21 protein-coding genes and 1 other RNA gene are annotated in these 23,765 nt (G+C 40.8%); all 22 read right to left on the reverse strand.

Annotated elements, in window-relative coordinates:
* Positions 1-11: 11 nt before the first annotated feature.
* A complete protein-coding gene (locus T541_RS0111095) occupies positions 12-2,306 on the reverse strand; it encodes a zinc ribbon domain-containing protein (protein ID WP_026652804.1) in 2,295 nt (764 codons plus the stop codon).
* A 231-nt stretch (positions 2,307-2,537) separates the two neighbouring features.
* The gene (locus T541_RS0111100) at positions 2,538-2,801 is read right to left on the reverse strand and encodes a hypothetical protein (protein WP_026652805.1); all 264 of its coding nucleotides are present in this window, start codon (positions 2,799-2,801) and stop codon (positions 2,538-2,540) included.
* Between the two features lie 90 nt (positions 2,802-2,891).
* Positions 2,892-3,247, reverse strand: a transfer-messenger RNA (tmRNA) gene (gene ssrA, locus T541_RS21140).
* An 82-nt stretch (positions 3,248-3,329) separates the two neighbouring features.
* Entirely contained in the window at positions 3,330-3,797 is a 468-nt protein-coding gene (gene smpB / locus T541_RS0111105) for an SsrA-binding protein SmpB (RefSeq protein WP_026652806.1), read from the reverse strand.
* 20 nt (positions 3,798-3,817) lie between these two features.
* Positions 3,818-6,070 (reverse strand): ribonuclease R, encoded by a 2,253-nt coding sequence (rnr, locus tag T541_RS0111110; protein ID WP_026652807.1) that lies wholly within the window; start codon positions 6,068-6,070, stop codon positions 3,818-3,820.
* A gap of 69 nt (positions 6,071-6,139) precedes the next feature.
* Entirely contained in the window at positions 6,140-6,382 is a 243-nt protein-coding gene (gene secG, locus T541_RS0111115; RefSeq protein ID WP_026652808.1) for a preprotein translocase subunit SecG, read from the reverse strand.
* Positions 6,383-6,480: 98 nt separating this feature from the next.
* Positions 6,481-8,028, reverse strand: a complete 1,548-nt coding sequence (gene gpmI / locus T541_RS0111120) for a 2,3-bisphosphoglycerate-independent phosphoglycerate mutase (protein WP_026652809.1) — start codon at positions 8,026-8,028, stop codon at positions 6,481-6,483.
* A gap of 117 nt (positions 8,029-8,145) precedes the next feature.
* Complete coding sequence (locus T541_RS0111125) at positions 8,146-9,876, reverse strand: DUF4153 domain-containing protein (protein WP_026652810.1); 1,731 nt, start codon at positions 9,874-9,876, stop codon at positions 8,146-8,148.
* 2 nt (positions 9,877-9,878) lie between these two features.
* A complete protein-coding gene (locus tag T541_RS0111130) occupies positions 9,879-11,048 on the reverse strand; it encodes a cation diffusion facilitator family transporter (protein ID WP_026652811.1) in 1,170 nt (389 codons plus the stop codon).
* Between the two features lie 48 nt (positions 11,049-11,096).
* Complete coding sequence (locus T541_RS19420; RefSeq protein WP_034466855.1) at positions 11,097-11,777, reverse strand: thiamine diphosphokinase; 681 nt, start codon at positions 11,775-11,777, stop codon at positions 11,097-11,099.
* A 2-nt stretch (positions 11,778-11,779) separates the two neighbouring features.
* A complete protein-coding gene (locus T541_RS0111140) occupies positions 11,780-13,099 on the reverse strand; it encodes a tetratricopeptide repeat protein (RefSeq protein WP_034466859.1) in 1,320 nt (439 codons plus the stop codon).
* A 262-nt stretch (positions 13,100-13,361) separates the two neighbouring features.
* Positions 13,362-14,003 (reverse strand): RpiB/LacA/LacB family sugar-phosphate isomerase, encoded by a 642-nt coding sequence (locus T541_RS0111145; protein WP_026652813.1) that lies wholly within the window; start codon positions 14,001-14,003, stop codon positions 13,362-13,364.
* A gap of 84 nt (positions 14,004-14,087) precedes the next feature.
* On the reverse strand, positions 14,088-14,933 hold the full coding sequence (locus T541_RS0111150; RefSeq protein WP_034466862.1) for an HAD-IIA family hydrolase: 846 nt from the start codon (positions 14,931-14,933) through the stop codon (positions 14,088-14,090).
* Between the two features lie 14 nt (positions 14,934-14,947).
* The gene (locus tag T541_RS0111155; protein ID WP_034466865.1) at positions 14,948-16,129 is read right to left on the reverse strand and encodes an ion transporter; all 1,182 of its coding nucleotides are present in this window, start codon (positions 16,127-16,129) and stop codon (positions 14,948-14,950) included.
* Positions 16,130-16,140: 11 nt separating this feature from the next.
* Complete coding sequence (locus T541_RS19425; RefSeq protein WP_197025168.1) at positions 16,141-18,069, reverse strand: DEAD/DEAH box helicase; 1,929 nt, start codon at positions 18,067-18,069, stop codon at positions 16,141-16,143.
* A gap of 46 nt (positions 18,070-18,115) precedes the next feature.
* The gene (gene pgsA / locus T541_RS0111165; protein ID WP_026652817.1) at positions 18,116-18,664 is read right to left on the reverse strand and encodes a CDP-diacylglycerol--glycerol-3-phosphate 3-phosphatidyltransferase; all 549 of its coding nucleotides are present in this window, start codon (positions 18,662-18,664) and stop codon (positions 18,116-18,118) included.
* The gene (gene rimO / locus T541_RS0111170; RefSeq protein WP_026652818.1) at positions 18,661-20,016 is read right to left on the reverse strand and encodes a 30S ribosomal protein S12 methylthiotransferase RimO; all 1,356 of its coding nucleotides are present in this window, start codon (positions 20,014-20,016) and stop codon (positions 18,661-18,663) included. The genes pgsA and rimO overlap by 4 nt, the downstream gene beginning before the upstream one ends.
* 3 nt (positions 20,017-20,019) lie before the next feature.
* Entirely contained in the window at positions 20,020-20,319 is a 300-nt protein-coding gene (gene rpoZ, locus T541_RS0111175) for a DNA-directed RNA polymerase subunit omega (RefSeq protein ID WP_026652819.1), read from the reverse strand.
* 44 nt (positions 20,320-20,363) lie between these two features.
* Positions 20,364-20,984 carry a guanylate kinase gene (gene gmk / locus T541_RS0111180; protein ID WP_026652820.1) on the reverse strand — a complete coding sequence of 207 codons (621 nt, stop codon included), beginning with the start codon at positions 20,982-20,984 and terminating at the stop codon, positions 20,364-20,366.
* Positions 20,974-21,237 (reverse strand): DUF370 domain-containing protein, encoded by a 264-nt coding sequence (locus tag T541_RS0111185; protein WP_026652821.1) that lies wholly within the window; start codon positions 21,235-21,237, stop codon positions 20,974-20,976. Before T541_RS0111185 ends, gmk begins: the two co-directional genes overlap by 11 nt.
* A gap of 21 nt (positions 21,238-21,258) precedes the next feature.
* A complete protein-coding gene (locus tag T541_RS0111190; protein WP_026652822.1) occupies positions 21,259-22,146 on the reverse strand; it encodes a YicC/YloC family endoribonuclease in 888 nt (295 codons plus the stop codon).
* A 746-nt stretch (positions 22,147-22,892) separates the two neighbouring features.
* A complete protein-coding gene (locus T541_RS0111195; RefSeq protein ID WP_026652823.1) occupies positions 22,893-23,603 on the reverse strand; it encodes a histidine phosphatase family protein in 711 nt (236 codons plus the stop codon).
* Positions 23,604-23,765: the final 162 nt, after the last annotated feature.

The raw sequence follows: 23,765 nt of genomic DNA on the forward strand, positions 1-23,765 counted from the left end.
CGCCTCCAAAATCAATGAGCAAATGGTGCAAGTCCAAGAACTGAACCATCGCTGCAATTTACAATATTAAGAGATTCACAATCCATATAATAATTCCAAAGCTCATCATTCAAAATATGAATAGGATACTCAGTATCCATAAGGATAGTCTGCTGCATAATAGCCTTACCACTATCATCATACATAGATCTGTCCGCATTGATCTTGGCAGGATCAATAAGAAGATACATGCAGTCCTGATCCCAGGTCTCAAGAAGAACGTAAACATGCTCCTCTGACATAACAAGATAAGTATTCATATATGAACTCTGAAGCGCACTGGCAATAACCATAGCCACGTCCATAGCACTTCCACTTCCTGAAGATATAGTCTCCTCAGGGAACTGAATTGTCTGTGATGTTTCATTTACATCATAGTATTCATCAGTAACAGTAATGCCATTCTGCTGAAGAGCAAGCATTACAGAAGCTGCATAGTAATATGTATCAATGTAAGTTGCTCCCATCATTGGTCCCTGATATCCAGCAAAAGCAGTCATCTGTCCCTCTGTCATATCAGAAAGAATATCAATAGCATTTCTCTTAAGATTACTGATAGACTCTGATGATGGAGTAAGGTAGCAAAGTGTATTTACACAGTTACAGAAACCGTAGTCCTCTTCATAGAACTCAAGGCTGTTCTGATCCGCAATATGTACAGAGAATGTCTGCGTATCAAGAACTGTTCCATCCTTAGTAGTGATTGTGACATTCATATCAGTATCTGTAGCAGTGATATCATTCATAATTGAAGTATCAGCTGCAGGCTTGATAGGGATGAACAAAATATCATTAGTAACATGGAAGGTCTGCTTATAAGTCTCTGTAAGTCCATCAATATTGCACTCTACAACAATATCCTGCTCTCCTAAGAAGCACTGAGCCTTAAAGAGAAGGAAATAATCATATGAATTGTAGAGAGAAGGATAAATATTCTCTACTGCCTCATAGTTAAATACAATCTTATCTGTAGAATTCTGGAATTCATAAGTAACAATTTCTGAATAGTCCTTATCAAGGACCTCAACTATCTCATCAAAAAGAGCTCCAATTTTCTCAGACTGAGCCTCTAACTGATCAGCAGAATAATAAATGTAATTGGCAAACTCAGCAATTTCATCAGAAACCTTCTGGAAGAAATAAGCACCAACACTAAGACCTGAAGAAATTCTAACAAGGTCATCATAAGTTACACCAACACCAATCTGGTACATATAATCATCCATGATCTGAAGCTTGGATGAAATATTAGAAACTACATATGTATATCCTGGAGGGCAATCAAGCTGATCCAACTGCTGCTTTAATGATGATATAAGCTCTGTATTGCTGTTATAGTACTGACAAGCCTCATCATATGTAGAAATGATCTTAAGCTCTGTCATCTGCTCTGCAATTTCTTCAAAATCATCATAGAACTGTGCATTTGCGTAATATACATCGTATGCATTAACTATTGCCTTGATGCAAGTATCAGTAGCAGTCTGAACGTTAGTAGGAAGATTCTTCATCTTAGCGAACTGATCATAGTATGTGTGCATCTGCTCGCAGGCTTCATCACCATCTGTGTCCTCGCCTCCGATACAGTAATCACCAATGTATTCATCCATTTCAGTCATAAGGGCTTTAAGGTCTTCGATAGCCTGAAGCTGCTCGGAAGATGCTGTTACAGCAACGTCAACAGCGCCATCTGTGCCCATTTTATTTGACAGATACTTCCAGCCCTTAAATCCACCAAAACCAACAGCTACAACAAGGATAAGGATAAGCACTGTCTTTAATACAGTATGCTTTTTCTTAGGCTGCTGAACATTGTTGTAATATGGATCCTGGTAGCCATACTGATCATAACCGCCCTGATACTGGTCATTATAATGGCCATAGCTGTTCTGATCGTATCCGTTCTGATACTGATTCATATTCTGATCGAATCCGTTTTGGTACTGGTCTCCAAACTGACCACCAAAGCCATTCTGATCCTGGAACTGATTCTGGAACTGGTTCTGGAATTGATCCTGGTACTGACCATTGTACTGACCAGAATAAGGATCATTGTTATTAGAATACTGACCTGAGAACTGATCATTATTGAATTGGTTATTGAACTGATTATTGTACTGATTATCAAACTGATTATTGTACTGATTATTGCCATTCATCTGGCCACCAAGTAATACGGTCTCCCCGTTATAACCAAATGAATAACCACAATATGGACATGATGAACTATGATCATCAATCTGATTGCCACAATTTGGACAAAGCATTTAAAATATTCCTCCCATACGCCCTAGTATATTAACGCTAAAAAGCGAAAATTTCCAATTGAGTATACCTTTTTATTGAAGAAAATACAAGCAACAAAATAGTTTTTCCGCTTCTATACTTAAATACAAATGGCCCCCATAAAATGTTGCATGCCATCTGATATTTTTAATATTTTTTATTACAAAAAAATAGGAAGCCTAAGCTTCCTATTTGTAAATCGCCACTTTAAATCAATCAATTTTCTCGTAAGTATAAGATGTAATACCAAGGCCCTGCTCATCAGCAGCCTTCTTAGCTTCCTCAAGACAATCCTTACAGATATCTGCTGAAGTGCTCTCACTGTAGCCTAACAGACTAGCTGTAGCTGTAAATCTGTATAATACAGCTGTCTTTCCGCAAGCTTCACATGTCCCCTTTTTAGCACCACATCCAGCAGTTGTCATCATAAGAACCACTGCAAAAGCGATTGCTACAACTCTTTTTGATTTCCTCATTTTCCATACATCTCCTTGTTTTTAATGCAAATGGTAAAAAGAAAATCCCCCTTTAATCACATCGAATCATAGTCCGATGCTCTTTCGCCAAAATGGATTAGGCGGGAGTCGAACCCGCGTCCAAAAATTCATCCCCTGTACTTCTACTATCGTAGTCAATTATTCTGGAATTCTGCATTCCTGTTCCCTCATATCCCCGATAATTGACAATCAAGGATAATCGGTAGCTTCATGATACGACCATGACCGCAAAGCTTAAGCCATGTCGTTTCCTACAAAGTTTGACGCCAGTTACTAAATGTGTAGGTGCACTTAGGCTGACGGGCTGCGCTTAGGCAGCGAGTGCTAAATTATCTTCAGCGTTTAATTTTAATTTGAGGTTTAACGCACCGTCCTGCGGATAGCTTCTCCAGCTTCAAAATCCCTGTCGAAACCTTTACTAACCCTTATTAAGTTGCCTTACCATTATATCGGCATCAGCAACTATTTACAATATACTATTAGTTAAAACATCAAAAAAGTCAGTGATTACTTGAACTTGAGCTTAAATTCCTTCTCAGCCTCTCTCTGCTGGTCCTTCTTAGCCATATCAGCTCTCTTATCATAGAGCTTCTTACCCTTTGCAAGACCAACTTCAACCTTAACCTTGCCATTCTTGAAGTAAACCTCTAAAGGAACCAGAGTGTAGCCCTGAACCATCTTCTGCTGTTCAAGCTTTCTTATCTCAGCCTTGTGAAGAAGGAGCTTTTTAACTCTAAGGGGATCCTTATTAAAGATGTTACCCTTCTCATATGGGCTTACATTCATGCCCATAATAAAGGCTTCTCCCTTATCAATACTTATCCAGGCCTCTTTAATACTGCATTTGCCCTGCCTTATGGATTTAACCTCAGTACCAAAGAGCTCAATGCCAGCCTCATATTTTTCTTCAATGAAATAATCATGATAAGCTTTTTTGTTATTAGCAATTAGTTTTCTAGCTGTATCTTCTGCCATCTTATTTCTTTCCTAATCTGTTATTTCTTTTTGCGTCTGCCCTTTTTCTGGGAGCTTCTGGCTGCCTTACTGGTGGCAGACTTCTTATATTTATGGACCTTGTAAACCTTTCTTCCAGAGTCCTTTTTCTTCTTTTTAGGCTTCTCTTCTTCCTCTTCTACCTCAATACCTGCAGCAATCTGACTGAGCCTTCTGACCTTGTTAGCTCTTTCCTCAGCTACTTTCTTAGCCTTTGGAACCTCAAAAGAAGTAAATCTCTCATAGTTCTCATCGTCCTCTTCAGTCTCATCTCCAGTAATGATCCTAAAATCAATGGACTTAGTGATCCTGTCAGCTCCAGTTACTCTGACCATGACCTTCTGGCCAATTGTATATTCCTTATGGGTTCTCTCACCCACAAGTTTCATTGCGTTCTCATCATAAACATAGAAGTCATCAAGCATATAAGCAGCTCTCACCATTCCTTCGCAGGAATTCTCAAGCTCTACAAAAAGTCCCCAGGCTGTAACCCCTGAAACAATTCCTTCAAAACTCTCACCAATATGATTCTCCATGTACTGAGCCTTCTTAAGCTTATCAGTCTCTCTTTCAGCCTCTTCAGCTCTTCTCTCAGTCTCTGAGGAATGCTTAGCTACTTCATCGAGAATCTCCTCGTAGTGAGAAGCCTTCTGAGCATTCATTCTGCCTCTTAAATGGTCCTTGATGATCCTATGGATCTGAAGATCAGGGTAACGTCTGATTGGAGACGTAAAGTGACAATAATAGTCAAAGGCTAGGCCAAAATGTCCAGTACACTCAGTGCTGTATTTAGCCTGCATCATGCTTCTAAGAGCCATTCTGCTGATAACGGCTTCTTCCTTAGTGCCCTCAATGCCCTTAAGGAGCTTTTGCAGCTCTTTTGGTTTAACGCCCTCATCCTTCCTGGTCTTGATATGGTGACCAAAGTTGGACACAAAAGCTGACAGAGTGCTTATCTTCTCAGGATCTGGCTGCTCATGTATTCTGTAGACAAATGGGCTCTGCATAAAATAGAAATGCTCAGCCACTGTCTGGTTGGCAGCAAGCATGAAGTCCTCAATAAGCTTGGTTGCCACATTTCTCTCATGAGGAACTATATCTATGGGGTTGCCTTCTTTATCGAGAATGATCTTGGTCTCTGCAAAATCAAAGTCGATGGCACCCTTCTTTTCTCTCTTTTCTCTAAGAATCTTGGAAAGCCTTGCCATGTCCTCAAACATAGGCACAAGCTCTTTATACTTAGCTGTCTCTTCCGGGTCCTTATCTGCCAAAATCTTGGCAACAGAGGTATAGCTCATCCTCTCATTGACATTGATGACAGTCTCCTTGATATCATGGTCAACAATGTTGCCGTCCTTATCAATCGTCATAAGGCAGCTAAGCGCAAGTCTATCCTCACCGTGATTAAGTGAACAGATACCATTGGAAAGCCTATGAGGAAGCATAGGGATAACCCTGTCTACCAGATACACACTGGTACCTCTCTTAAGAGCCTCCCTATCAAGAGCTGAGCTCTCCTGCACGTAATTAGTAACGTCCGCAATATGTACGCCTAAATGGAAAAGACCTTTCTCATCAATTGAAAGGCTTACTGCATCATCCAGGTCCTTAGCATCCTCGCCATCTATTGTTACCATCTGAACGTCGCGAAGGTCCTCTCTGCCATAAAAGTCAGCTTCAAGAATAGCCTCGGGACATCTGTTAGCCTGATTAATAACCTTTTCAGGGAATTCATAGGGAATATCATAGCCCTTGACGATTGAAAGAATATCAACGCCAGGATCATTGATGTTACCTATAACCTCCTTGACCTTGCCCTCAGGCTTACGCCTCTTAAGGGCATCGCCATAATCTGTTATCTTAACAACGACCTTATCACCTGTAACCGCGTTACCATGGTGCTCAATAGGGATAAAGATATCACTGGTGATCTTGCCATTATCTGGAACCACAAAACCAAAGTTCTTCTCAGCCTGATAAGTACCAACAACTTCTTCAAGGCCTCTTACCAGGATATTCCTGATACGTCCCTCCTGTCTCTTACCTGTAGATACAGGCAAAAGCTCAACCTCAACAGTATCACTGTGAAAAGCGCCGTGAACATACTCTTCCGGGATAAAGATATCATCCTCAAGATCTTCTACTTCAACAAAGCCAAAACCTCTGGCATTGGCAATAAAGGTACCAACTATCAGTTTGCTCTTGTCGTATATATTAAGTTCTGTTACTCTCTTTAGTTTCTTACCTTTACTCATAGATCCTCTCAAAGATTAAGAAAAAAGGCACTCTATACAAGAGTGCCTAGTCAACGTAAAACATTTAGATCAGAACAGATTCATGTTAAGTACTAATGAAATAACAATAAATAATACTGCTAAACCACATGTAATCTTTTTAAGAATTCCTTCTCTAGAACGACCCTTATTCTTGCTCCAATAAGTATTCTCAACTGATCCCTGAATTGCACCAAGTCCCTGGTTCTTACCCTCCTGAGCAAGTACAAGCACAACAAGTGCAACGCAAATAATCATAAATACTACACCAACAACATAATTAATTACAGTCACGAAACCAACCTCCCGACACATAAATATCTAAATTACAAGCAAATATAAATGTATCATATTTGTGTTCTATCGTCAACGAGTTGTTCTATAAAGCCTCATTACTTCTTGATAAGAAGAGACTTACCTGTCATCTCTGCAGGCTGCTCCTCACCCATGCACTCGATAAGTGTAGGAATGATGTCAGCAAGGCATCCGCCCTCCTTAAGAGTGTATGCAGGATCATAGTTAACAAGGATAAATGGAACAGGATTTGTAGTATGAGCTGTCCAAGGCTCTCCTGTCTCATAATCAATCATCATATCAGCATTACCATGGTCTGCGCAGATGAACATTGTTCCGTTCTGAGCCTTAACAGCCTCAACAACCTTACCAACGCACTCATCTACAACTTCGATAGCCTTAACAGCAGCTGGGATAACACCTGTATGACCAACCATATCTGGGTTAGCGAAGTTAGCGATAACAACATCGTACTCCTGAGAGTTGATGGCGTTAACGATCTTCTCACAAACCTCTGGAGCGCTCATCTGAGGCTTAAGGTCATATGTAGCTACATCCTTAGGAGAGTTAACAAGTACTCTGTCCTCACCCTCGTTAGGCTGCTCAACACCGCCATTGAAGAAGAATGTTACATGAGCATACTTCTCTGTCTCAGCGATTCTAGCCTGCTTCATGCCCTTAGCTGCAAGCCACTCACCAAATGTGTTGTTAAGAAGAACCTTCTTAAATGCAACTTCCTTATTAGGAATAAGAGGATCATAATCTGTGAAGCAAACATAAGTTACATCAAGTCTAGCTCCTCTGTTAAACTTATCAAACTCGTCATCGCAGAAGCAATGTGTGATCTCTCTTGCTCTGTCAGGACGGAAGTTGTAGAAAATGATTGAGTCGCCATCCTTAATAGTAGCAACAGGCTCACCATTCTTCATGATAACTGTTGGGATTACGAACTCATCTGTCTTACCATTCTTATAAGACTCAACCATGCACTCGTGTGCAGAATTAGCCTTGTTACCCTCGCCCTTTGTAAGTGCGTTGTAAGCAACCTCAACACGATCATAGTTGTTATCTCTGTCCATTGCATAGTAACGGCCAGAAATTGAAGCGATGGCACCAACGCCAAGCTCTTTCATCTTATCTTCAAGCTGCTGAACGAAATCGATACCTGACTCAGGTGGAGTATCTCTACCATCAAGGAAGCAGTGAACGTAAACCTTATCAAGGCCGCTCTTCTTAGCAAGCTCTAAAAGACCATAAATATGTGTAATGTGGCTGTGTACACCACCATCAGAAACAAGTCCATAGAGGTGAAGTGCTGAATTCTTCTCCTTGCAGTTACCGATTGCAGCCATAAGGCCCTCATTAGTGAAGAAATCGCCATCCTCGATAGACTTAGTAATTCTTGTAAGCTCCTGGTAAACAATACGGCCAGCACCCATGTTCATGTGTCCAACCTCTGAGTTACCCATCTGTCCGTCAGGAAGACCAACTGCAAGACCTGAAGCATAGCCCTTTACAAAAGGGTAATCCTTCATAAGACCGTCCATTACTGGAGTCTTAGCCATAGCAATAGCGTTTCCCTCTGGATTATCGTTAAGTCCATATCCATCAAGAATCAAAAGAACTGTTGGTTTAGAACCTCTCATTTATATATCCTCCATTCTAATGCCTGCAAGTATCTACGCGGCACCATAAACATATATTATTTGTCCTTGGATAGTATATCTCAATTACACAGGGTCTGACAAGCATTTAACAAAAAGTTAATTTTTGAGGATGTAGCCTTCCATATCAAGCACAAGAACATGAATACCCTTACTATCTTCATAGGCATTAAAACTGATATCCGTGATCACGAATGTATCGCCTTCAAAAGTTACAAGAACATTAGATAGAAGCTCTTTTTCCATCTCATTTTTTATATCATATTCCACATCTTTTTTATCAATATCAACCAGCTCATTAGCTATATCCTTAATATCAACAGTTCCAATAAACTCTTCGTCTTTGCTTGAATAAATATCAATATGCTGAAGATCTGAATTAAGAAGATCCTCTCCGCGTCTATCTGCATGAACAAATATAAGCTTGCTATAACCCGCAACATCTATTTCCTGAGCATTTGAATATGAACCAATGTAATACCATTCACGTTGGCTAGCTGCAGCGCTTCCATTAACGATATCTACATCTTCCTGACTCATATTTTTATCAAGATACCTTTGGCCCTGGAAACCACCATCATTAGATATTGCTTTATAGGATTCATATGCATTTTTCAAAATCTCTTCGTCTTCTGTATCCTTATTAACAAGATATTTCTCAATATTAGCCTTCTGAGATGCAAAAACAACGCTATGAACATTTACAAATGGTGCAAGCAACATAAGAAAGCTCATAATGGAAATGATTATAAGGGTAAGCCCCATGATGTCTTTCTTTACAACAAACTTATAGATATAAACTCCGCTATAGATCAATTCAAACACAATAAAAGCAACACCAAAGTATCTACTGCTTGTAAATCCATACTGCCTAATTCTCATTGAAACGCAAATTATCTGAAGGATAATAAATGGCATGAAAAAGAATGGCATACATGCAATCGGCTTCTTAAGACTTTCATTAACACAGCCCATAGCCATTGTCCAAATAAACAAGCCAAAGGAAAACATGACTGCAAGTATAGTAAATACCTCATTTTTAGGGAATGTCCAAGTAACAAGAATCTTAATTATGTAAATATATATGATCAGAAAAGCAATTGCTAAAAGAGCTGTAAACACATATCCAATCACTGCCTTACCAAACCTACTTATCTCATTCTGCGTCTTGGACAATCCAATAAGGCCGCACGGAAACGCCACCAGCCCCAACAGAATCACTTGTACTACCGCATAAAGCTCAAATTCTGCAAAATCAGATATAAGAACATCTATTGCTCCCAAAATAAGCATAGATCCAATGGCAATAATGAAATACAAAATCTCTGCTTTCATAACTCCACAAAAAGCCTTAGCCACGTAACTTTCAAACTCTTCACCGCTTTGCTTATAAAAGAAATATAGAATTAAAGCAATATAGGAAACATAAACAACTATGCTAATATCATAGATAATATTAATAACCCCACTCTTTGAAAGCTCATCATCAGGCCATACAAGATCATAGAACGTATAATTGTTAACAAAAGCCAGTATGAAAGTATCAAAGATACCAACAATGAGTATGATAATGCTGATAATAGTCTTTATAATACCTGAGTTTTTAAAACAGTGATGGATATTCTCACATAGAAGAACGCTCATAGACGCTCCAATTAAAGTAAATGTGATAACATATTCAAAAGCCCTGAGTAAATGTGACCTGGAGTTGTTAAAAGCATCAATATAAAAAGCTGCACAGATCATAGCCAGCAGAAATAACACCATGGAAATCAAATGTTCCGACACAGCATTCTTAAAATCCTGCTTTATTTCCCCAAATATTTTCATATTCAATCCTCCGTCTTATCTACCGTAATATCTAGATCTGCCCCTGGCTGAAGCTCCAAAATGTGATTCTCAAGGTATTCCCTGATCTCGTCATCATTTTTCTCAAACTTGTAGGGAACAGATACGTCAAAAGAGATCCTCTTATTACCGTCACCATGATGAATAATCCTAAAATCATGGAAAGACAGCTCTTTTCCCAGTTCAGAAAGGATATCCCCAACCTTCCCCCGAAGTTCCAAGGTCTCCTCATCTGCTGTGGCAACAGGATCCATATGTATAACGGCTGTGCAGTGATATTCCTGCCTCAGCTCATTCTCAATGTCATCAATTATATCATGAATAGTGATAATGTCCTCTTCCGCTGGAACCTCAACGTGCAGAGACATGATAATTCTGCTAGGTCCGTAGTTGTGGACCATAAGATCGTGAACGCCTAGAATCTCCTTGTGGGAAAGGACAGTTCTTTTTACATCATCTACAAACTCGCGGCTGGGAGGCTCTCCAAGCAAAGGACTGATGGTATCCTTGGCAGCGCCAAAACCAGTCTTAATGATAAAAAAACCCACCAGAACGCCGAAATAGCCATCCACGTTGATACCAGTATAATAGGCAAATACATTTGATAAAAGAACTATGGAAGTAGTAAACACATCTGAAATGCTATCAAGGGCCGTGGATCTAAGGGCAGCGCTCTCAATCAGCTTAGAAGCCTGGAGATTGCCTTGGAACATAATGAGCTTGATAACAATAGAGATAATGAGAATAACTGCCACAACGGCGTTAAATTCAACCTTTACTGGTGTAATGATCTTCTTAATGGAGGTCTGGCCCAGCTCAAAGCCCATGATAATGATAAAAAGAGATACGATAAGCCCGGAAATGTACTCAACGCGTCCGTGCCCAAAGGGATGCTGAGCATCAGCCTCTTCACCGGAAAGCTTAAAGCCAACCAGAGTCACAATGGAGGAAGCCGCATCCGACAGGTTATTGAAGGCATCTCCTGTTATAGATATGGAACCACTGATGATTCCAGCAAAGAACTTGGAAATAAACAGAAAAATATTAAAGGCAATGCCTGACAATCCACTGATAATGCCATAACCTTGCCTTACTTTTGGTAACTTGACCGATTTATAATCTTTGATAAAAAATCTAGCTAATAAACAAATCATACCTAATCTCCAGTATTGAACCAGATAACGATATAACCCATTCTAATCTCAACTGTCAAATTCAAGGACAACTAAAAGAGCGCCGTCCTCTACGGTAATCTCCGCCTCTTCATCTATTATAAACTCATTACTGACTCCAAGGGGAAAATCATTGGAAATAACACCGTTTTCCATGGTGTACATAAGGCCCTTTAAGGTAACGCCCTTAGCCTTATCTCCCAGTGAAAAGATAGAAAGAAAGCCCGTATTACCGCGATGGAACCTGATGGTCTCATTCTCAACAACTGTCAGAACCCTGTCCGCATCCATAATATAGCCCTTGCCACCATTTCTTTTTATGAATAAAAGAGTCTGAATATTGGCAATGGAATGATCAAACCTACCACCACCAAGGGCTCCGTAGAGATAGAACTTCCTATAACCCTTAGAAAGACCTATCTTAACAGCCTTAATGGTATCAGTATCATCCTTCTTAATATCAAGTCTTACAATTCTGTCAGGATCACTCTCTGCAATCTCCTGAAGGCTTCTGATGGCCATCTCTCCATGCTCAGAAGTGGAATCAAAGTCTCCAACTATAAGATCAGGCAGAATCCCTATCTGCTCTGCATACATAAAGCCCGCATCACAGGCAATACAGTAATCTCCCTCTTCAAGAGAAATGCTTACAGGAGTAAAGGATCCGGCAGAAATGATCACACATTTAGGTTCTCTGTCTGTACCTGCCATAATTATGCCCTGATCCTGGACTCGATAGTATCGATATCCATAACCCACTCATTAGGCCCGCCCCAGTCTCCAACAACAGTTGAATTGATCTCGCCGTCCTGAGTTGTGATTGATGTATCTAGTCTGTAATTCATCTTGGCAACCTTAGTAGATCCGCCAGATGTGATATAGCTGTAAAGATAAGTAACTGTGTACTTGGTGTGAGGATAATAATTGTCCTCAATAGCCTGTGGTTCGTAAGAAATAGCAGTTCTCTGAACCTCATCATCCTCAAAGAAATTAGCCCAAACAGTGATGACACCCTTGGTTGTAGGATTCTCATCAAAGTCAAGGAATCTGTACTGCCATGAACCATCCTTCTGCTCAAGGATCATAGCCTCTCTGCTGATAGGAATATATGTTGTATTCTCCTGAACAGTCTCCTGATGGTTAAGGAAAACATCACGAAGACTGATATACTCATCAGTAACAATAAAATCTCTGAGCTCATCTACATTACCAACATCAAGCTGCTGGAAAATGCCGTCAAATACTGAAAGAACCTCTACAGAATTGGATAAGCACTCCTTGAAGGTAGCGATCTCCTCATTAGTTCCAACGCTGCCTTCAACGCTGGCAATAAGCTGAGAATAGCCCTCTACATCAGAACAGTTAAGGGTAAAAGAACTACTTCCAGGAACCGCATACTTAAGAACCACCTCTTTAAGGGCATCATTAGGATTAGCAGTATAAACTGATACAAGCTTCTCTACGATAGTCTTGTACTCCTCAAAGGTGTAGGTCTTAGCACCGGCATCTCTAGCCTCAGCACTGATATAATCAGCTCTAAAGAGGCAGTTGGTGTCCTCAGAATATGAATCAGTAAAGCATCTGCTGTAAGCAGAATTAAGAAGCTCTACTGCAGATTCGTTAGTAGGATCCTCTTCCAGAACAGATACGATAGACATTACTGTAGAAAGATCTGTCTTACCGGAATTCATATCACTAACAGCCTGATTAAGGATAACTGTGTGATAATTGTCCAGAAGTCCCTCATTAGAGGTATTCTGCCAGCCCTTATAAAGAATCTGCTTGGCAGACTCAGCATCATCCATGCTAAGATATGCACCAGCCATGTTGCAATAAGCTGTTACAGAACCGGAATCAATATTGATTGCCTTGGAATAATAGTCGATAGCTGACTCGTAATCTGCACTTTCAGAATATTTGTCACCAGCTGCAATTGCCTTGCTTACCTTAACGAAAGGAAGCTGATTGTAGATGGCGAAAACAAGAACAACGGCCACTGCTGTTCCCAGGACCATTGCCAGAATTTTGATCAAATTTAATTTTTTGCCTTTTTTTCTAACGACACGCCTTTTTCCGTGTCTACCCCCAGATTTGTTGTAACCCAATTTCCTTAAAACCTTCTCTTTCAAAAAATCTTGTGTAACATTAATCTGAAATATTATACCACGGATAAATGCTTTACATAAAGACCACAGTTTTAGTTTTTGAGCCTTCTTTGAAGATTATTTTTTGATCTAATTTATCCTGGTGAAAAAAAATCCCACAGGCTTTTACACCTGCAGGACCAAGTGGGTCTTATTTTAAAATATTGTGAACTGCCTCTTTGATTCTCTCATCCTTTGCATTAGCATCGAAATACTCAAGGAAGTGTTCACCGGAAAGAGCTCCCTTAACCAGCTCTGGATCAAGCTTATTAAGAATATCTACAACGTCCTGATTATAAGTAACCTTCTTTACCTCGTCGAGAATTCTCTTGTTGCGCTGCTCTGGAACAGCTCTTTCTCTAGGATAGCCCTGTCCTGATTCCTCAGAAAAGAGCTTCTCAAAGGTATACTCAAGATTAAGCTCAGCGCCCCAACCTGACTTAAGCGCGAAGTTCATAGAAATTGCATTACCGTCGTTGATCTGAGCAAATGTATATGCATCAAGTGGATCTGTTACATGTCCGCAAATAACTCCTGGGAAGCTGTTGCAGGCAAGCATAGCGCCCTCACCTGTTCCGCAGCCTGTGATAACATAATCAACAGCGCCGGAATTAAGAAGAACACATGCTAAGATACCATTCTGAACATATGTAAGCTGAGCTTTGTCCTCAGCAGAATACATTCCGTAGTTAAATACCTCGAACCCCTTTTTATCAGCCACCTTCTTAAGAGCGTTATAAATCATCTCATTCTTGGCAGCCTGGCTATTTTCATTGATAAGTGCAATCTTCATAGTCCCTCATACCTCCAAAAGTAATAAATCACTGTAATTGTAAAAAAAATAATCCGCAGTGTCTACGGATTATCCTTGTTTGTGTCAGTTTTTCAACATTTCTGTCAAATGTTGCCCCATTTCCTTGATGGAGTCATATACAGCATCTGGTTTAACATCAGATTTATCAATATCAGAAACGCCAGCTTCCCCAGTAAGAACCAAAACTCCCTTGGCTCCGTTCTTAACTCCTGTTGCCACGTCAGTGTAGATTCTGTCTCCCACGAAGGTAATAGCCTCCTTGGCAACACCTGTAGCATCCACCACCATATCTACAGTCTCTTTAAAGGGCTTTCCTACGTATTTTGGTTCTTTTCCTGTAGAAAGACCTATGGCTGCGCAAATAGCACCGCAGTCCGGGATGAAACCGTCCTTAACAGGACAGTTAATATCAAGGTGAGTAGCAAGGAACAGCGCACCGTTTCTAATATAAGTGCAAGCATTAGTCAGCTTCTCATAGGTCAGAGTCTTATCAAATCCCACAACCACGATATCAGGAATATTATTAAGATCTGCCTCTTTATTCTCTCTGTTAAAAAGAGCTATGCCCTCCTCTTCAAAGGTCTCTTCCAGAGCTTTCGTTCCAAGAAGATACACGCTTTTGCCAGGGTAATTACTCTTAAGATAGCGGATCATAACATCTCCGGAAGTCATGATCTTGTCTCTTCCAATATGGCAGTTCATCCTTGCAAGCTTCTCAATATAGAGCTTTGGAGAAGTAGATGAATTATTGGTAAAAAAGATATAGTCCTTACCTGAAGCCTTTACAGCCTCAAGAAAATCCAGTGATCCATCAAGAATATCATTCTCAAGATAAAAGGTGCCATCCATATCAAGCACGAATAAATCTGTCTCTTTTAATACTTTTCTCTTTTGTTCCAAACTAAACATAAAACATAAATCCTTTAAACATTTTCATTTCTAACATGCTTTTCATATAAAAGAACTGTATCCTGGGCCTTGATAACAAGGGAGCCCCTAGGAACAATGGCTTTTCCCTTACGTCTTACCATGAAGATAAAGCTCTGTCTTGAAATATCAAGATCTCTAATAGCCTTTCCATTCCAGGAATGGCCCTCATTTATCACAATCTCCTTAAGGTCAATAGGCTGAACATCCTTAGTCTTCTCAGCGCACATAACTATCATATCGTTCTTTTCAAGGATAGCATCGCCCCTTGGGATAATAGTCTCATTCTTCCTCTGAATGGCTACTATCATAATATCCTTTGGAATAGCCAGCTCATTGATCTTCTTGCCAACCCATTTATCATGCTCTTGAAGCTTAACTCTGATGAAATGGATATTCTCTTCCTCTGCAAGACTACCAATAGTCTTAAGTTTCTGGTACTGTTCCACGAATCCAGCGGAAATAATACCTGTAGGTATGGCAACCATGCCGACTCCCAAAAAGCTTATGATAATACCCAGTATCTTACCCATTATGGTGACGGGGTAAATATCTCCATAGCCCACCGTTAGTAGCGTCGATGCAGACCACCAAATTCCGGAAAAGGCATTCTCAAATACTTCAGGCTGAGCCTCATGTTCAACACTATACATGCAAAGAGAAGCTGCCATCATCAGTATGATAATGATAAATACTGATGCAAGAAGCTGCTGGCTCTTACTTACGATGATCTCTGTAATTACATTGAGCTGATCATAATAGGAATTGATCCTAAAAAGCCTTAGGATCCTGGCTATTCTGAACATTCTAAATACAGTGGAACCTGCCGGGAAGAACACTGGCAGATAGTATGGCAGGAATGATAAAAGATCTACCAATCCAGCAAAGGATAAGATGTACTGAAGATACGCCCTCTTGTCTGACACCTTGGGATAAAGCTCAGGAGCAGTAAACAGACGTAAAACATAGTCCACCATAAAGAAGAAGGTGGTAACTGCTTCAATAGCAAGGAGGAGCCCTTTATAGTGCTCCTCCATGTAATCAAATGTTATAGCAAATGCGGCAAACAGATTCAGGGCAAGAGCAATAATACTGATGGCATCATAGAGTCTGTTGATAGGTTCATCAATGACTCCTGTGCTGACCATATTAAAAAGCTTAGCTCTTGCACGTCTCATAATTGCCCCCTTTATTTCTTGCGCTTACCAAAGCTCTCCATTACAAAATCGCTCATATCCTGCAAGTAATCAATACTTCTTTTCTTGTTCTCAGATTTGATTTTCTTCTTCTCTGACTTGGAAACATCCATAGTGTTGGTATCTTCGCCCATGTACCAGGACTTAGTGCTTCCCTCTCCCTTAATATTGATACGGCCTACATTCTCAAAACCGTCGCTCTTCTTATGCTCTTTGGTTCTGAAGTTAGAAGACTTTGTCTGAGAATTATTATCAGCGCCTGACTTCTTTCTGTCTCTCTTGATGCTCTCGATAAGAGCCTCATCAAGACCAGTCTCCTTAGCTACCTGCTTAGGCTTTCTATCTCTTGGCTTTCTATCACCGAACTTCTTGTCGCCACGGCTCTTTCTCTCGCCATAGCTCTTTTCACCGTTCTTCTTATCACCAAAGGATCTCTCGCCGCGCTTACCTTCGCCGCGTCTACCTTCACTGCGCTTTCCATCTCCGCGCCTTCTGTCTGAGCGTCTGGAATCATCGCGTCTGTCGTCACGTCTGCGACCTGAGAATCTGCGGTCTCCTGATCTTCTCTCGCTCTTTTCAAAAAGAACAAGATCCTGAATATCATCGCCCATCTTGAGCTTCATGAAGCCGGCTGCAAGCTGCTCTGCAGTGTACTCGCCCTCTTCAACCTTCTGATTTACAAACTCAAGAGCTGATGAAATATCGCCATTCTCGATAATATCGATAACTTCGCCAAATACCTTCTGGGACTTAGCTCTAGTGATCTCCTTAGCTGAAGGAACCTTTCTCTCCTCAATCTTAGTATGGCATACCTTCTCAATCTCGCGGAGCTTGTACATCTCTCTGCCGCCAACAAGAGTAAAGGATCTACCGCTCTTACCGGCTCTTCCGGTTCTTCCGATTCTATGAACGTAATACTCGATATCCTCAGGAATATCGAAGTTAAATACAGCCTCAACGCCGCTTACATCAATACCTCTTGCTGCCACATCAGTAGCGATAAGGATATTGATCCTGCCGCTTCTAAAGAGATTCATTACTGTATCTCTCTGGTTCTGTGAAAGGTCTCCGTGAAGACCATCTGCAAGATAGCCCTTTCCCTTAAGACTCTCTGCAAGTGTATCAACCATTCTCTTAGTGTTGCAGAAAATAAGGCTTCTTGATGGATTATAGTAATCCATAAGTCTTAAAAGGACGTCCTCCTTAAGTTTCTGAGGAACTCTATAGTAAGCCTGATCGATAGCAGCTACAGTGATCTCCTTAGGAGTCATCTTGATGTATTCAGCATCCTTCTGATAAGTTCTTGTGATTCTAAGAATAGGCTCAGGCATTGTAGCTGAGAAAAGAGCTGTCTGTCTCTCCTCAGGCATCTGCTTAAGGACTGTCTCAATGTCCTCTCTAAAGCCCATATCAAGCATCTCATCTGCTTCGTCAAGGACGATAACCTTAACGTCCTTCATCTTCATGGTGTGTCTGCGCATGTGATCCATGACACGACCTGGAGTACCAACAACGATCTGAACTCCAGCAGAAAGAGCTCTGATCTGTCTTGAAATATCCTGACCACCGTATACAGCCAGAACCTTAATGCCATGCATATACTTAGCAAAATCTCTGATATCATCAGCAGCCTGCATTGCAAGCTCTCTTGTAGGGCAGAGAACAACAGCCTGAAGGTGCTTATTCTCTGGGTCAATTCTCTGCAAAAGCGGAATACCAAATGCCGCTGTCTTACCTGTTCCAGTCTGGGCCTGACCTATAAGGTCCTTACCCTCCATCATAACAGGAATAGCAGCCTTCTGAATTGGAGACATGTACTCAAATCCCATTTCAGTGACTGCCTTAATAATCCTTTCGTCAAGTCCTGACTCGTCGTAACGAATCTTTGCTTCTTCAATATCTTTTTCTAAATCTTTACTCATAAAACTCTCTTTACTACTAAAAAACAAAACAATAACATCAAAAGCCTTACATATCTCCGCTCATGACATCCTTATTCTTGATAAGGTAATCAATAAGAGAAATGATAGTAAGCGCAAGGGCGATCCACATGATCACCTGAGTAAGCAGATTGTACCAAGGAAGCATCTCTCCAAGATTAGCGATCATAAGAATAACCATGATCATCTGGAAAGTTGTCTTAAACTTGCCCCAGTAACTAGCTGCGATAACTCTACCGTTGTCTGCAGCGATAAGTCTGAATCCGCTTATAACGAACTCTCTTGCAATTATCACAATAACAATCCATGAAGGAATACGGCCAAGCTCGATAAGGCCGATCATAGCGCTGCAAACCAGCAGCTTATCTGCAAGAGGGTCCATGAATTTGCCAAAGTCAGTTATAAGATTATACTTTCTTGCAATCTTGCCATCTAACATATCTGTAAGTGAAGCAACGATAAAGATTCCAAGAGCAATCCATTTAAACATATCATTTTCAGGGTTGAACAAAAGAAAGAATACAAAAAATGGAATGAGAATAACTCTTAATACTGTAAGCTTGTTTGGTAAATTCATTTGGTTTCCTCCCCAATCAAATCATATTCATTAGAACCGGTAATGAGAACCTTGATATAATCCCCAGTCATAAGCTCTCTCTTAACTCCGGTCACAAACACATAGCCATCAATATCTGGCGCATCCTTGTAGGTTCTTGCCACATATGAATAGCCTTCAGAATCATCAGCATCTGTGATTCTGCCTTCAATAACAGCTTCCACCTTTTTACCGATCATAGCCTTTGCAGCATCAAATGCTATCTCCTGCTGAAGTCTCATGATCTTGTTACGTCTGACAACCTTAGCTCTTTCTGTAAGCTGATCTGGCATTGTGGCAGCTGGTGTGTCCTCTTCCTGAGAATAGGTAAATACGCCAAGTCTGTCAAACTTAAGATCTCTTACAAGATTATAAGTCTGTCTGTGGTCATCATAGGTCTCTGATGGGAATCCGCTGATAAGTGTAGTTCTGATGCAGATATCAGGGATCTCTTTTCTAAGGTAGGCTACAAGCTCTCTTATCTGGGCGTTGTTGGTCTTACGTCCCATAAGCTTAAGGATTCTGTCTGAACCTGACTGAATAGGAATATCCAGATAATGACAGATCTTAGGCTCTTCCTTAATAACCTGAACCAGTTCCTTAGTGATTTCCTCTGGATAACAGTAAAGAACTCTTATCCATTTAAAGCCATCTATCTTACAAAGCTCTCTTAAAAGCTCTGGAAGCTTCTTCTCTCCGTAGAGGTCAGTTCCATAAAGTGTAGTCTCCTGAGCAACCAAAATAAGCTCAGTAACACCAGCTTCTGCCAGATTCCTTGCATCCTCCAAAAGCTGTTCCATAGGAACACTTCTATATGAACCTCTCACCTTGGGAATTATGCAATAGGTACAGCGTTTATCGCAGCCCTCTGCAATCTTAAGATAATTAAAAAGACCTCCTGTGGTAATAACACGTTTAAGTCCGCCCACAGGCTTTCTGTTGATATCATCAAAATAATTCTTGTGAAGATAAGTTTTCTTGCTGGCTAATACTTCATCCAATGAATCAAGGATCTTGTCTGTGGATGAAATACCAAGGATAGCATCAACTTCAGGAATCTCGTTCTGGATCTTTTCCTTGTAGCGCTGTGCAAGACATCCAGTTACGATAAGAGCCTTGAGCTGACCGCTCTTACGACGTTCTGAAAGTTCAAGGATAGTGTTGATACTCTCCTCTTTGGCATCATTGATAAAGCAGCAGGTGTTAACAACTGCTGCTTCTGCTTCATCTTCATCATCTGTAAAGCTGTAGCCTCGGCTAGCTAAACTTCCAAGCATAACCTCGGTGTCAACTCTGTTCTTGTCACATCCAAGTGACACAAATAAAATTCTCATATATTACTCGTTCTCTGTGCTCTCTTCTTCCTGAGTCTCTTCCTCAAGAGATGCATACATAGCTTCCTTCTCTTCATCTGTAAGGATTCTAAGTGTCTCCTGGTTCATCTCATCTACAGCAATTGAAAGAGGCTTCTGCTTATCCTTAACCTTAACCATAGGCTCGTCACCAGCGATGATCTGTCTAGCTCTCTTAGCTGTAGCCATAACTACAGAATATCTTGAGCTGATTACTGGCTCTTCGCCTTCCTCAACGTCCTTGTTAACTACTTTCATCAAATCAACATATGAAGGATGTATCATATTAATTCCTTTCCTGCGGTTATCCGCAAACACGCTTATAAGTATTATAACTCATTAAGCTCATTTCTTATAGTATTTATAAATTCCTGATTCCTGGATGGAGCCATATGTGCTGACTGAATGATTTCGTGAACCTGTTCAACTGCTCTATCCAGATTATCATTTATAACAATGTAATCGTAGTTCTCAATTCCCACTGCTTCATCTCTTGCTCTCTGAAGTCTCTGAGCAATAACCTCATCAGTCTCAGTGCCTCTGCCCTTAAGTCTGTTCCTAAGCTCAGCAGCTGAAGGTGGCATTACGAATAAAAGAACTGCATCCTGATACTGCTCCTTGATCTGGAGCGCACCCTGTATCTCAATCTCTAAGATAACATCAATTCCCTGGGAAAGCTTATCCTCTACAAACTTACGAGGTGTACCGTAGTAGTGGTTAACATAGCCTGCGTGCTCGATAAGTCCATTCTCTTTAATAAGCTTCTCAAATTCTTCATTAGATACGAAGAAATATTCTCTTCCGTTCTCTTCACCAGGTCTTGGATCTCTGGTAGTAGCGGAAATTGATAATGCATAATCATCATACTTGGCTGTAAGAGCCTTCATAATAGTGCCCTTGCCGGCTCCCGAGAAACCCGAGACAACAATTATAATACCTTTACGTTTCATCTGCAACACTCTCACTCTCTGACTGAACTCTTGAACAAATTGTTTCTGGTAAAAGAGCAGACAAAACAAGCATTCCATTCTCCATAACCAGAACAGCCTTAGTCTTACGTCCTGATGTAGCATCGACGCTGTTGCCATCCTCTTTGGATTTCTGGATCATACGCTTAATTGGTGCAGCCTCAGGACTTACAACACTTATGATCTTGTCAGCATTAACGATATTGCCAAATCCAATGTGAATAAACTTACTCACTTAATCTCCTCTTAAAAACAATTACTCTATATTCTGAATCTGTTCTCTGACCTTCTCAATATCTGTCTTAAGAGCAATTCCTCTGTCAGATATCTTAAGATCAGTAGATTTGGAAAGAATAGTATTGGCCTCTCTATTCATTTCCTGTGCAAGGAAATCAAGCTTTCTACCAATTCCCTCTTTGTCATCACCCTGAATAAGGGCATCCCTTGTAGCCTCAATGTGGCTGCGAAGTCTTGTGATCTCCTCATCTACGCAAACCTTATCTGCGTAAAGAGTAACCTCCATAGCAAGTCTGTTCTCATCAACCTGCTTATCTTCAAGAAGATCCTGAATCTTCTCACGAAGCTTAGTCTTGTACTCCTTGATAATCTCTGGAGAACGCTCTGAGATGTACTCAACATTCTCTTTCATAACATCAAGCTTCTCAGTAAGATCCTTGGAAAGGAACTCACCTTCTCTTATTCTGGAATCGAGGAACTGCTTACCAGCTTCATTGATAGCTTTTTTAAGACCGTTCCAAACCTCATCCTCATCAAGCTCTTCCTCTTCCATAGTAAACACCTCTGGGAACTTGGAAAGAGAAGAAATCCTTATGTCATTATCAAGGCCAAAATCCTCGGCCATTTCCTTAAGATAGGCATAGTACTCACTGGCAAGAGCCTTGTTGTACTTAACTCTTGTCTCCGACTCGGAATAATCCTCGTAGGAAATAAATACGTCTACCTTACCCCTTTTCATATACCCTTTTAATTCTGAACGAATTGCTGATTCAAATGCATTGAACTTCTTAGGCATCTTGATGTTGATATCAAGATAACGATTGTTTACAGACTTAAGCTCAACAATATACTTGCGCTGTCCCTCTGTAACTTCGCTTCTTCCGAAGCCAGTCATACTGCAGACCATATTATAGAATCCCCCTTAATCTGGGCGTATTTTTACACAAGTCATTATAATATATCCCATTATCAGGGTCAATGTCAACGGTTCGTTACCATTCACATTTTAGGAAGTCTGTATATTCCCAGGCAGCCCACAGGTTTCATTTTGCGGTGTACGGAAGAGCCGCCATTTAAGATCGTCCCAAAAGTACCCCGAAATCCTGTTCACGAATTAGTGTCTGAGGCTCAGCCCCGGGATTTCACGGCAGGTGTTTTAATATCACTCGTGGTCAAAAAGTACAACATTTTCTAAGGTGCTCCCGCAGCCTTTCTTTATGGCGCATGCTTTGGCGATAAACTTGCAGGGCGGATCATACAACATGGCAATTGGAGCCCAGCTCCATAGGCAAAAATAAAAGCGATATTTCCAAACTCGCTGAGCTTGGAATATCGCTTTTTCTTTTGCCTTAATGCCCGCTTTGCGGGCTTGCCATGTTATATGATCTTAACGCCCTGCTTCAGACAATCGCACGCATGCGCTGTAAAGGCTGCGTTGGAGCATCAGAAAATGGCACTTTTTGAGACGCTCGCGAGTATTAAAACAGCCTGCCTTTGAAATTCCCTGGCTGAGCCGAGTTTTTAATTCGTAGGATTTTGGGGTACCTTTTAGGATGCCTTAAATCTCGGCGATGGAATTCGACGCAAAATGGAACCTGTGGGCTGCCTGGGGATTATAGAGATAGCTGAAACTGTGAATGGTAACAACGCCTCTCAATTCCCGAAGAACAGTTTGCCAGGATTGAAGTTCTCTACGTGGGCCATATCATTGAAGATTTCAATTCTTGGAAGGACAAGATTTCCGGTCTCTCTAAAGAATGCAAGTGTTGTTACTGAGCAGACTCCGTAAGGAAGCGCTGTAAGAACAAATGGAAATGGAAGGCTCAGAACATGGGACAACATAACCGCCCCAGATCCTCCATGAGCAAAAAGAGCTATGGTGTCATCGTTATCTTCCTCTGTATAGTAGAGCTTACCCTCTCTGTGAAGGCCATACCTTGTAAGGAATTCATCAATGCCGTCAGCCACTACCTTGTAGTGGTCAAGGCAAAGATTATCCTTGAAATAATGATGATTCATCCAGTCATCACTTCCAGCAAGCTCCGGATGCTCATTAAGAAGCTGATATCCTAAAGTCCAGGGATGACCATCGTATGGGATCTTGTCTGGTAAGATGTCAGCGTTTTCTCTTTTATCTCCCCAGCCTATCTCATGCATGAAATCAAGGACCTCTACATCAAGTCCATGATCCTGTGCAGTATATGAAGCTGTCTGTTTGGCTCTGCCATTAGGTGATGAATAGATAGCTTTGATATTCTCATGCTGAAGCCTTTTAGCAGTTGCCTTAGCCTGTATAACGCCGTTTTCAGTCAAGCAATCATTGGCGTAGTCAGGCTCTCCGTGCCTTACAAAGATTAGTCTCATTTTTATTCTCCTCACAAAAATACAGTCAAAAAATGCAGTAGGTAGCATCGTTACCTACTGCACTACTTAGTTTCTAATTGTACTGATAAATTGGGATTTGTCGAGGTGTTGTGGAGCATTATGTTCGGATATAACGAGCCATGCAGGATGATTTCAGATTGG

The organism is Butyrivibrio proteoclasticus P6B7 (genome assembly GCF_000622085.1).
Lineage (GTDB): Bacteria > Bacillota > Clostridia > Lachnospirales > Lachnospiraceae > Butyrivibrio > Butyrivibrio proteoclasticus_A.